General features: G+C 54.2%; 9 protein-coding genes. 5 read left to right on the top strand and 4 right to left on the bottom strand.

What is annotated here, in order from left to right:
* Positions 1 to 304: 304 nt before the first annotated feature.
* Entirely contained in the window at positions 305 to 1,081 is a 777-nt protein-coding gene (locus tag BN874_RS09525) for a ferredoxin--NADP reductase (protein ID WP_034432499.1), read from the bottom strand.
* A gap of 229 nt (positions 1,082 to 1,310) precedes the next feature.
* Here BN874_RS09525 and BN874_RS09520 point away from each other — a divergent pair, with 229 nt between their 5' ends.
* Genes BN874_RS09520 through BN874_RS09505 form a run of 4 tightly spaced genes read left to right on the top strand, consistent with a single transcriptional unit; the run spans position 1,311 to position 5,376 of the window.
* Complete coding sequence (locus tag BN874_RS09520; protein ID WP_051497658.1) at positions 1,311 to 2,477, top strand: EAL domain-containing protein; 1,167 nt, start codon at positions 1,311 to 1,313, stop codon at positions 2,475 to 2,477.
* A 25-nt stretch (positions 2,478 to 2,502) separates the two neighbouring features.
* Positions 2,503 to 3,195 (top strand): NnrU family protein, encoded by a 693-nt coding sequence (locus BN874_RS09515; protein ID WP_051497657.1) that lies wholly within the window; start codon positions 2,503 to 2,505, stop codon positions 3,193 to 3,195.
* A gap of 55 nt (positions 3,196 to 3,250) precedes the next feature.
* A complete protein-coding gene (locus BN874_RS22485; protein WP_051497656.1) occupies positions 3,251 to 4,717 on the top strand; it encodes a PAS domain-containing sensor histidine kinase in 1,467 nt (488 codons plus the stop codon).
* Positions 4,714 to 5,376, top strand: a complete 663-nt coding sequence (locus tag BN874_RS09505) for a response regulator (RefSeq protein WP_195912154.1) — start codon at positions 4,714 to 4,716, stop codon at positions 5,374 to 5,376. Before BN874_RS22485 ends, BN874_RS09505 begins: the two co-directional genes overlap by 4 nt.
* 54 nt (positions 5,377 to 5,430) lie before the next feature.
* On the opposite strand, the gene BN874_RS09500 is transcribed toward BN874_RS09505, so the two are convergent.
* Positions 5,431 to 6,759 (bottom strand): IS4 family transposase, encoded by a 1,329-nt coding sequence (locus BN874_RS09500; RefSeq protein ID WP_034432497.1) that lies wholly within the window; start codon positions 6,757 to 6,759, stop codon positions 5,431 to 5,433.
* Between the two features lie 583 nt (positions 6,760 to 7,342).
* Positions 7,343 to 7,552 carry a hypothetical protein gene (locus tag BN874_RS24425; protein WP_195912153.1) on the bottom strand — a complete coding sequence of 70 codons (210 nt, stop codon included), beginning with the start codon at positions 7,550 to 7,552 and terminating at the stop codon, positions 7,343 to 7,345.
* A gap of 467 nt (positions 7,553 to 8,019) precedes the next feature.
* Here BN874_RS24425 and BN874_RS24420 point away from each other — a divergent pair, with 467 nt between their 5' ends.
* Positions 8,020 to 8,859 carry a dienelactone hydrolase family protein gene (locus BN874_RS24420; protein ID WP_154724840.1) on the top strand — a complete coding sequence of 280 codons (840 nt, stop codon included), beginning with the start codon at positions 8,020 to 8,022 and terminating at the stop codon, positions 8,857 to 8,859.
* Positions 8,860 to 8,957: 98 nt separating this feature from the next.
* Here the strand turns inward: BN874_RS24420 and BN874_RS09480 are convergent, their stop codons facing one another.
* Positions 8,958 to 10,712, bottom strand: a complete 1,755-nt coding sequence (locus BN874_RS09480; protein WP_051497654.1) for a caspase family protein — start codon at positions 10,710 to 10,712, stop codon at positions 8,958 to 8,960.
* Between the last annotated feature and the right edge of the window lie 274 nt (positions 10,713 to 10,986).

The following is a 10,986-nucleotide window of genomic DNA, read 5'->3' as shown; positions in this document are numbered from 1 at the left end:
GGCAAGGCGAAGATGTGAGGATTGCGAGGCTTGAAAAATCGCGGGGTTGATGGCGCAGGCTTAAATTGGTTAAAAAATAACCAACATTAACATTCAAAACCTGCGTCACGGGGGTAATTTTTTGCTATAGCAACCTTAAACCGGTTGTGGAGGTCGCCCGGGGAGCCGGCCCGTCTGCTCATCACCGGCAAGATCCCGGTGCTACACGAATTCCACAATTCAAACAGGAGCGCTATAGCAAATTTTTATAACATCATCTAGTTGTGCTATTTCAGAATCAACCCACTGAAACCGCTAAAAATATCTACTTCTCTACAAACGCCCGCTCAATGACATAATCCCCCGGTTCACCGATATGGGGTGAAATGGAAAAACCCCGCGCATCCAGCAGCGCACGAATTTCCTTGAGCATGGCCGGGCTACCACAGATCATGACCCGATCATGTTCAGGATCAAGCACCGGCAAACCAATATCAGTAAACAGCCTGCCGTTCTCGATCAAATTCGTCAGCCGCCCTTGATGATGGAAGGGTTCGCGTGTCACGGTGGGATAGTAGATCAACTGCTTTTGCACCATATCACCCAAAAATTCATGCGCCGGCAGCTCATGAGTAATGAAATCGGCATAAGCCAGTTCACTGACCCGGCGCACTCCATGGACCAGTACGATCTTCTCAAATCGCTCATAGGTTTCCGGATCTTGAATAATGCTTAAGAACGGCGCCAACCCAGTACCGGTGCCAAGCAGATACAGATAGCGACCCGGCTTCAAATCCGCTAACACCAGCGTACCGACCGGTTTACGGCTAACCAACACCGTATCGTCCGCCTTCAGATGTTGCAAATGGGATGTCAGTGGACCATTGGGCACCTTAATACTAAGAAATTCCAGGTACTCCTCATGGTTGGCGCTCGCGATGCTGTACGCTCTCACCAGCGGTCGCCCGCCCACTTCGAGTCCAATCATAACGAAATGGCCGTTATGAAAACGAAGACCGGGATTGCGGGTGGTTCTGAAGCTAAATAGTGTATCGTTCCAGTGGCGAACACTTAAAACCCGCTCAGTGTGATAAGCAGACATCCCTCTTTTCCTCAAGCTGTACTATGAAATAGATCGTTAATGTACGCGAAGCCTGCTAAACATTTAAAGAATCTAAAAAATTATTTTTATTCTTTTTTATTATATAGGTTTCCCTAGGCGACACGCCTGGTGAATAAAATCAAAGGCTTTCTTCCTGTACACTTTCCCGTAACCGGAAGATAGCGCTCTAAATGAAAAGAGGATTGCTATAGATGAGGAGATCAAACGCATGGCCGAGTTATTGACCCGGGCGGTCGCGCCGGGCGAAGTGATTTTCCGGGCGGGTGATCCGTCCGACTGCGCCTATGTCGTAGCTGCCGGGCACGTCGAAATTCATACGGGCCATGGTGCTGATGCGCGCTGTATCGCCGTACTCGGTGCCGGTCAGTTGCTAGGCGAAATGGGCATACTCGACAACACCCCTCGCGCCGCGACTGCTATCGCTCGTGGGGCGAGCCTGCTGACCGTGATTGCACGCAGCCAATTGATTGCCCGGCTCACCTCGGCTGACCCGATCATGAGTTTACTGCTCACAGTATTGCTTAATCGCTTGCGCGGCCAGTTGCAGGTAAATCAGGACGATGCCGTCAGCGCCGCTGTGGTGCCGGAGGCGGTGCTGGAACGCATCCGACTGGAAAATGAATTGAAGTCCGGTCTTGGCTCCGGTGAAATGCGCCTGTTCCTGCAACCCATTGCCGACATGGCGAGTCGGCGCATTATTGGCTTCGAGTCGCTGATCCGCTGGCAACACCCGGAACGCGGCATGATCAGGCCCGATCTGTTTATCAGAGTGGCCGAAGAGTCCGGCATCATTGTGCCGCTCGGTCGCTGGATCTTGCGGGAGGCGTGTTTAGCTGCCTTACGGCTCGAAAATGAGGCCAATCACGCGGAGGTCAGCGGTTGCGGCGCGTTTGTCAGCGTCAACGTGTCCGCCGGCCAGTTTCATGATCCGGATTTTATCCCGGTACTGGCTGCCATTTTGCGCGAGACCGGGGTCAATCCCTCCCGCCTGAAGCTGGAAATCACCGAAAGCGTTTTCAGCGATGCCGCCGCCGCGAAAGCGTGGATTGAGGCTTGCAAACAGCTTGGGGTCCGCATTGCGCTCGATGATTTCGGTACCGGCTACTCGTCGTTGAGCTATCTGCATGAATTCAGCATTGACACTCTGAAAATTGACCAGAGTTTTGTCCGGCGGATGCTACAAGACTCCCGCAGCGAACACATCGTTGCGGCGATCATCCAGTTGGGCAAGGGACTGGGGATGGACATCATCACCGAAGGTATTGAAACCGAACCGCAATTCAGCCGATTGGCACAGATGGGCTGCGATTACGCCCAAGGCTACCTCATTGCCCGGCCGGCCCACATTGACAGCTACTTTTCAGAACTACACTGAGTCCTGAATGAAATAGGAGAAGGGAATGTTGAATGCCGCCATTGTCGCTACTGGCTTTACCAGCGCCGTTTTCCTGATCAGTCACTTGGGCCTGTCGAGCGCCGCCGTGCGGGGCTGGCTGGTCCAACGGATCGGGGAAAAAGGGTTTCAGGGGCTGTATGCGCTGATCGCACTGCTAACGCTGGGGACCATGATCGCCGCCTACATCCAGGCGTCACATTTTCTCTATTTATGGCCACCCGGCCCAGGGGTACGCCATTTACCCTTGCTGATGATGCCAGTAGCGTTACTGCTGGTCGTCGGCGGGATGATGATCCCAAACCCTTCGGCGGTAGGAATGGAGAACCAGCTTGATCAACCAGAACCGGCTCGCGGAGTGTTACGCATCACCCGCCACCCGGTGATGTGGGGCGTGATGCTGTGGGCAGCAGTTCATATCCTTGCCAACGGTGATTTGGCCTCGCTGCTGTTTTTCGGCGGGTTGCTGCTGACTGCGTTGCTGGGTTCGTTGCACCTCGACCGGCGGATGGCGGCTGAACAGGGCGAGCGCTGGCGGCGTTTCACCGCCGTCACCTCCTATGTGCCTTTTGCGGCCGTGTTGAGTGGGCGCCAGACAGTGCATTGGACCGAGTTGCGCCGGCCAGCGGTGTGGGGGCTGGGAGCCTTCATAGGGCTACTGCTACTTCACCCGTACCTGTTCGGAGTTCGGCCTTACTGAGGCTGCGAAAACAGGAGGCCGGTCGGGATGACTCTCAGAAAGTTGCATCGTGAAAATGGACCCTAATCCTTTGCCGGAAACCGTTGCATTACGCCGCCGTTATGCGGATCTGTTCGACTTTGCGCCGGTGGGCTATTTTGTACTCGCCAGCGACGGAACCATCCTGGAGGTCAACCCCGCTGGCGTAGCTCTACTCGGCCAAGATCGCTGCAATCTGATCGACCGGCGGTTTGAGCGATTTATCTCCGCAGCCACTCGACCCCGTTTCAACACTTTTCTCGGCCAGGTCTTGTCCAGCGCGTCCAGGGAGACCTGCAAAATCGTTCTCGCCACCCAAGGATTACCGCGCCGTTACCTGCATCTTGCCGGCGCTGCGGTCGCCTCGGCCACCGGTCAACGCTGCCACGTTGCGGTGATGCATTCTACTGAACGCTATCTGGCTGAAGACAAGGCGCCCACTGCGTCCCAGTTTCTGCGATCCGTCGTCGATTCCCTGCCGGTTCATCTTGCGATTCTCGACGAACGGGGAGTGATCCTGGCGGTGAATGCGCGCTGGAAGCAATTCGCCGATGAGAACGGTTTAGGCGATGCCAACTACGGCCTGAATCAGAACTATCTGGCGATCTGCGATGCCGCGCAAGGTTCCAGGAGCGCGGAAGCCAAGGCGACGGCAGCGGGGATTCGGGCGGTGCTGGCGTGGGCGACCGATCAGTTCATTTTGGAATATCCGTGCCATGCTCCGGATCGCCGCCGCTGGTTTCTGTTGCGAGTCACCCCATTTCTGGGGCCTGGTTCGGCGCGGGCCATCGTGCTACATGTGGATATCACCGAACGCAAGCAGGCCGAAGAGCTATTGCAGGCGTCATCCCAGCGCCTTAAAGCGCTCTCGCGGCGATTGCTGTTAGTGCAAGAGGAGGAGCGTCGCACCCTGGCCCGCGAGCTGCACGATGACTTCGGCCAGCAACTCACCGCCCTCAAGCTTAATCTGGGCCTGTTGAACAACAGATCGCTGGATACGGTGGGACATCGCCGCATCGCCGACTGCCTTGAGATCGTGAACCATACGCTTGAACGGGTGCGGGATACCGCGCTCAATCTACGGCCCTCGATACTCGATGATCTGGGGCTGTCTGCGGCGTTGCACTGGTATGCACGCCGCCAGGCGGAGCGCGCGGGTTGCGTGATCGAGGTGCGGGATTGTGTCCCGCCGTTGTCCCCGGACCTGGAAACTGCGGTATTCCGGATCGTGCAGGAGGCGGTCAACAACGCCATCCGACACAGCGCGGCGCGAACGATTGATATCGCCGTCGAGATCAGCCATCAGCGGCTCTTACTGGTGATCCGCGATGACGGCACGGGGTTTGCGCCGGAAGAGAAGCCCACCGAAGACCGAAGAGGCATGGGGTTGATGAATATGCGCGAGCGGGTAGAACTACTCGGCGGTCAGTTCGCACTCACGAGCTGGCAGGGTGGAGGAACCGTCATCGAGGCTGAGATACCGTTGCCGGAGGTGTTTCCTTGAATGAGATCAAGGTATTGCTGGCGGATGACCATACCCTGGTGCGGGCGGGTCTGCGTGCCCTGATTGAAGGGTTCGAGGGATTTTGCGTCGTCGCTGAGACTGGAGATGGCCGCGAGGCCGTGCGTCTGATCCGCCAATTGCAACCGGATATCGCACTGATTGACATCAGTATGCCGGGATTGAACGGACTGGACGCGACGGCGCTGATCAGCCGGGAAACACCGGACACTCGAGTGATCATCCTGTCCATGCACACTGCCGAAACCTACGTGCTGGAGGCGATCCGGGCTGGCGCCTCCGGTTATGTGGTCAAGGACTCCGCCGTGGACGAGATGGAACGGGCGCTGCGCGCGATCCAGAAAGGCGAACGCTGGCTCAGCCCGTCGGTATCGCGCCACCTGTTGGACGAGTATCTGCGTCTGGTGCGGGGTCAGCCGATGGCTGGGAGTGGAATGGAGGCGTTAACCCCGCGCCAGCGGGAAATTTTGCAACTGATCGCCGAGGGTCATTCGACCCGCGAAATCGCCGACCGTCTGTCCATCAGCGTTAAAACGGTCGAGACCCACCGCGCCCAGATTATGGAGCGCCTGAATATCCGCGACGTGGCCGGTCTCACCCGCTTTGCGTTGCGCACCGGTCTCATCGATCCCGAACGCTGACCGACTTCTTGCTTGGCTCCCCCTCCCCTCTGCGGCTGTCCATTCCACACATCTCTAACCGGTTGATTCAGCATGGAGATCGGCGGCCAATTGCATTCCCCAAGCGAGGTCGCGGGCGCGCTGCAAGCCGATCCAGAGGGCCTGAGGGCCGGGGGGACCATCGCACTTGCGCCCCAAATAGCCGCTGAGGCGGGCGATCCAACCGAGCATGGCCGACAGCGGGGGTGGGGTGGCCGGCGGGGGTCGGCGGTGAATCGCGACGTAGACCGCCTGCCCTTCGGCCGGATCCAGGACGGCATCGCCGGGCAGGGCGGGGGTGACCCGACCCAATACGGTCAGGTACTGAATCCGCCAGGCGATGATGAAGTACAAGGCTAAGGCGGGTTCTAAACGGTCCAGGGTGCTGAGCGGCAAGGCTTCCACCCGGCAGCCGGTTTTCAAAATTCGGAAAAAAACCTCGATATTCCAGCGCGCGCCATACCCCTGGATCCATTCGACCGCTTGGGCGAGGGTGTCGGCTGCACAGTGGGTCAACAACCGCCCGTCGAGCGGTTCAACCCCGGCCGGCGGGGATTCTTCCCGCGCTCGCAGCGCGGTCACCGTCACCGGTGCGCCGTCCTTGGGATGCAGGGTGACCCGCTCGGCCCGCACCGTCAGCACCACCGGTCGGCTCGACCGGTTCGGCCGGGCCGGGAGGGTGAAGCTGACCTCGCCCGGCACGGGCGCCTGTGCCAGCCGGTCCCAGAGGGTATCACCTTCGGCCAGTTTGCGATCTTGGGCCGCGCGGATCAGCCCGTCCATCTGCGGATGGCGTCGCGTCCGAACCATGAACTCGTGGATGTCGCACTCCCGGTCGGCGACGTAGACCCAGCGGGTGTCGGGCAAGGGGGTGGCCCATTCGGCGCAGCGCTCGAAGCCTTCGAGCCCGCGCATGCTCTCCTTGGCTTCGATGGGCCCATGGGGCTTGTCTTCACCGAAGGTTTCCCGGTCGCGGGTCCACCGCCAGGCATCCAGCACCCCCAGCGGCACCCCGTCCGGTGTCACCGCCAACGTCGGATGCACGTACAACCCGTGCTGTCGGAGATCACTCAATGGCCCCAGTCCGGCAATGCCCGGCTGGGGGGTGTAATTTAGCTCCGTGCTGTCCTGGACGCACAACACCACGGGCTGGCCGCGCATCCACTCGATGCTACAGTCCCAGTGCGGCGTCAACACCGCTTCCCAATCAACGTCCTCGTGCGCCAATAACCGATACGCCGCCTGCGTCTCCGCCCAGCCCCCGCTGGCGACGGGAATGCTGGCGCCGGGTTGCGCCCTCAAGCGTTCCGCTACTCGGGCCAACCGTCGGTTCAACCGCGCGTCCCCCAAGTTCGCTCCGCCCAACTCACTGCTACCGTCTCCGTCATCCCGTCCGTCTCATGCTGCTTGATTACCCCTTCAGATGCGGGCAGCAGTCCTTAGAATCAGCCCTTTCAAGGTGTAAAAATACAACATTGAAAATCAATAAGTTGAATTTAACCTCGAACTCTCTTCTTAGCCAAACCCGATGTTAGGCCGAGTCGGGTAACAGAGAATCAGACGGTTACGTCAACCATCAACTGAGCACCTTGAAAGGGCTGGTCCTTAGAATCAAGATGTGTGGAATCGACAGCCTTGAAAGGGCTGGGTGCTCTCCACCTCGATCAGCAGCGTATCGTCCTCTTCCATTCGACTCGACAACACCCGAACCTCGGGTCTATCCAACGGCACAGCCAGAGTGATCGGCATCGTCAAAGGTCCAGTCAGCGGGAATTTCCAGCAGCTTTCCATCACTCGACTCCCGATGCTACACCCCTACATCTTGGGGTCTCCACGGGAAGTCTCATAGAGCCGTCGCTCTTTGAGTGGTCGTTGGCTGCCCTTGGCATCGTGGACATGCGTACCGGGGTGGACGAAGACGCCGTTCAACCTGCCGACCGAACAGCGATCAATGTCTCAGCGTAATAAACTCACCATACCCATAAAAATGATCAATAAAATGACCGCGCTGATGACAACGCATTCCACGCTCTGGACTCTGGATAGTGACCCGATCATTTCCTGCTCGGTCAATTTCTACCTCATCGACTTCAACATTAGGAATATCCAAAAGCATATTAAAAGCGTTCTTTAACTCGTCTAATGATTTATCCATCATAGAATTCTCACTTGATGTTGGTAACTGGTTGATACTCTTATGCTTTAATACCCCTTGAACTCTGTACAGGACAAAAATAACCTATTGAAAAATATATAGAAAAATTCAAAATTTTTCCTCCTGTAAATTTTCCTGTGATCGGAACTGTGCGGCAGGCAGTTAAAATGAACATCACCTATTGAGATCAATGGGTTGGATTCAGTCAACGCCCTAGCCTGACGCTACCAACCCTCGCCATCACAGGAAAATTTACAGTACCAAAAAGTCTACGGAAACCAGATATCCACCAGTAGCTAAATTCAGCGAATTTCTAATCAATCAATGGGCTAGACAGTTTTTAGGGGGATTTAGGGCTTGTGCTAAAAACTAAGCACTGCGAATAGTTCTCAAGTTCGCCAACCTTCACAAGAGTTCTCAGTGAACCATTATCATTGAATTTCCAAAAATAAACCACGCCCGGAAACGACATGAGACTGCCCAAAAAAGTTCGGAATGGTTTTCTGGTGATCGCCATTCAGTTTTCCTGCATCGCTTGCACCCCGGTGTGGCTGAAATATGATCAGGCTGCCAAAGAACTGCAATTGAATCGCGTTGTGATGACCACAGCGGATTTTAATATCGTTGTATACCAGAACCCGTCGCTGGACTCAAATCATAAACGACTTCATGTCTATCTGGATGGAGATGGCTCTCCTTGGGGGCGCAGCGGTTCAATGATCAACGATGATCCAACGCCACGTCAGCATCTGGTTTTACAACTGATGTCCTTGGATCCCTCGCCTTCGGTTCTCATCGGCAGGCCTTGTTATCATGGTTTTAACCGTGACCCGTCTTGTCATCCACTCCTTTGGACTCATGCAAGATATTCTGAAAAAGTTGTATCGGCGATTAGCACAGTGTTGGAAAGTATATTAATGGAAAACAACGCATCAGAAGCCGTGCTAATCGGTTATAGCGGAGGTGGAACCTTAGCACAGTTATTGGCCGAAAGAATTCTGAAAACTCGCGCCGTTATAACCTTGGCCGGGAATCTTGATCTGACGGCATGGGCGCGATTGCACGGCTACAGTTTATTAGAAGGTTCTCTTAATCCAGCAGAAATGTCCGCGTTGCCTGGACATATTTTACAAATCCACTATATCGGCCGCTTCGACACTAACATCCCCCTTTCACTGGCGGAATCTTGTCTAGCGTCGAACAAAAAATGCGCAGAAATACGAATTCTGGAAGGGGTCGATCATTATAACGGTTGGCTTGAACAATGGCCTAACATTCTGATAAATATTAATAAACAACTTGGTATCTAATAGCCCACCTACACTAACACTGCCAGCGCCGATCATGAATATCTCCGACCTAGTTTTTACAGGTTTGACCTTGATTATGCCAACTCCCGCCAAGACCATTATCTAGGAACAAAAAAGAAATCCCCAGCTTCATGGCCGGCATTTCTGATAGCCGCGTACTGCGGTACTTGTGAAAACCGTATCTTCGATGCCTCGAAAGAGACTTTCTTACCTGTGTTCTGATAGAGCTTCAGACCTTCGACAATATCATGGTTATTTTCCAACATATCAAGCAAGGCTTTGCTGAATAGGGAATGGCCATCACCGCCACCATCCAATACTGGCGCCAGACCACCCGAAGTCAATACCGTGCGTGATCGCTTGCTGGAAATCTGCTTAAACGCCTGTAGACGTTTTTCCTCTGATAGTCCTGCTGCGAGGTTGGGCACGGAAGACAGAGTCATTGCTCCAGAATAACAGGAATCAGCAATGACCAGAACTCCCTTGGCACTCATCACATTCAACAAATCGGTAATATCAAAAGTTGATATCCAATTGGCCGTATTACTTTCCTCAGCATCCACTGGCTGCCAATAGCCACGCATATTTACCCGGTCGAGAGTGCCATGACCAGCATAATAAATCAACAGATTGTCCTTGTCTGTCATATCTTCACGTAACTTGTTAATCGCTGAAAGTATTTGATAACGATTTGCGTTGAGTAACAGAGTGTTTCTGAAACCATAATGGTCATGAAGCACCTTAGCAATAGCATTGGCATCATTGACCGGTGTATCCAATTTCTGGAGGTGCAGGTAGTCTTCGTTGCCGATAATTAACGCATGATAATTACCAAAATCTATTTGATGGATTGCCGATGCAGTGATAGCTAGCGATGCGGTCTCTGCGGATTCTACTGCCACATTAGCTTCTACAGATTCTGGCACAAATATTATTCGCAGAGACCCCGTTCGTGCTTTTTTATCAACTGCAATAATTTCTACCGGCTGGCTACTATCAGCGATCTGAATTTCGCCACGAAATAGACCTTGAGCATCAACAGTTAATGGCTGGTTGTTTAGCGATAAGCGAGTAATGGCTGTTGACGCAATGACTCTTCCAACAATGGTGCGGGACTGATTAGAGCGAGTCTTAATAATCGGTGCTTCAATGCTACGGGTTGCCTTCAACGGAGGTTCGATCAGTTCAATCTGCGGGATGGTGCCCCTATCCGTCGCTTGTAAAGACTGCACCTGTACTGGACTCGTGGGGGGTTGGCTCTCCAAGGTGATGACCTCCGGCATTCCGGCCGCTTTACGGTACCAGTTCAGCGCGCTAACCGGGTCGTGGTTGACTCCGAGACCGCGCTCATAGAGAAATCCAAGACTAATTTGTGCCCGGTTGCTTCCTTGATCGGCCGCTTTACGGTACCAATGGGCGGCAGTTGCATAGTCAGGTGGCAATCCCATACCTTTTTCAAAAATTTCGCCGACATAGACTTGGGCGAGCGTATCGCCTTTTTCAGCAAGCGGCAGCCAGACCTTGAGGGATGTGGCGTAATTGGCCCGATCATAGGCGACATACTCACCACCACGAATCTCACAATCCAAGGCTGAAGTGCGCACGGCTCGCCGGGCGGTGAGATAGGTTTTGGTTGCGCCCAGTTTACGCAGTTGGCCGGGTAACAGGCAATCGACCACCATGAATGAATTGGGATCGCCTGTTGCTGCACCGGCCATCTGTGCAGAACTGCTCTTTATTACTGAAGGGTTGTCCACACAGGCTGCGCCAACAAACGCTATACAGAGTAGGAGCAACACCGTTTGAAAATTGCGCACGATGGCTTTGGACTTGGTGTAGTTTATTAGAAACATTTTTGATTCTTCGACGGTTGGTGTGGACTGAAGCGAGACTGAGCAACACTCGTCGCTTAAAGTTGACAAAATTACGAGAACCGTAACCCATCCATGTGAATACCTTGATCGCGCCAATCCACTCGATCCAAACGCATTTCTTTAATCCCCAAGATCGACTCAAAAACTTCAGATTCTGTCATCGGAGTTACCCCTTCATTTCATCGTAGCTTTAACTATAGCAATCATTTACAGGTTGTGGAATTTTTCAACACACCCTTCTGAAAAATTTATA

This window comes from Candidatus Contendobacter odensis Run_B_J11 (assembly GCF_000531125.1).
Classification (GTDB): Bacteria; Pseudomonadota; Gammaproteobacteria; order Competibacterales; family Competibacteraceae; genus Contendibacter; species Contendibacter odensensis.
The sequence above is the reverse complement of the archived record's forward strand: the minus strand, read 5'-3'. Positions and strand labels throughout refer to the sequence as shown.

What these genes read in the sequence shown, in the direction of transcription:
- BN874_RS09525 (WP_034432499.1), bottom strand. Translation starts at nt 1,081, where the DNA reads ATGTCTGCTTATCACACTGAGCGGGTTTTAAGTGTTCGCCACTGGAAC.
- BN874_RS09520 (WP_051497658.1), top strand. Translation starts at nt 1,311, where the DNA reads ATGGCCGAGTTATTGACCCGGGCGGTCGCGCCGGGCGAAGTGATTTTC.
- BN874_RS09515 (WP_051497657.1), top strand. Translation starts at nt 2,503, where the DNA reads ATGTTGAATGCCGCCATTGTCGCTACTGGCTTTACCAGCGCCGTTTTC.
- BN874_RS22485 (WP_051497656.1), top strand. Translation starts at nt 3,251, where the DNA reads ATGGACCCTAATCCTTTGCCGGAAACCGTTGCATTACGCCGCCGTTAT.
- BN874_RS24425 (WP_195912153.1), bottom strand. Translation starts at nt 7,552, where the DNA reads ATGATGGATAAATCATTAGACGAGTTAAAGAACGCTTTTAATATGCTT.
- BN874_RS24420 (WP_154724840.1), top strand. Translation starts at nt 8,020, where the DNA reads ATGAGACTGCCCAAAAAAGTTCGGAATGGTTTTCTGGTGATCGCCATT.
- BN874_RS09480 (WP_051497654.1), bottom strand. Translation starts at nt 10,712, where the DNA reads ATGTTTCTAATAAACTACACCAAGTCCAAAGCCATCGTGCGCAATTTT.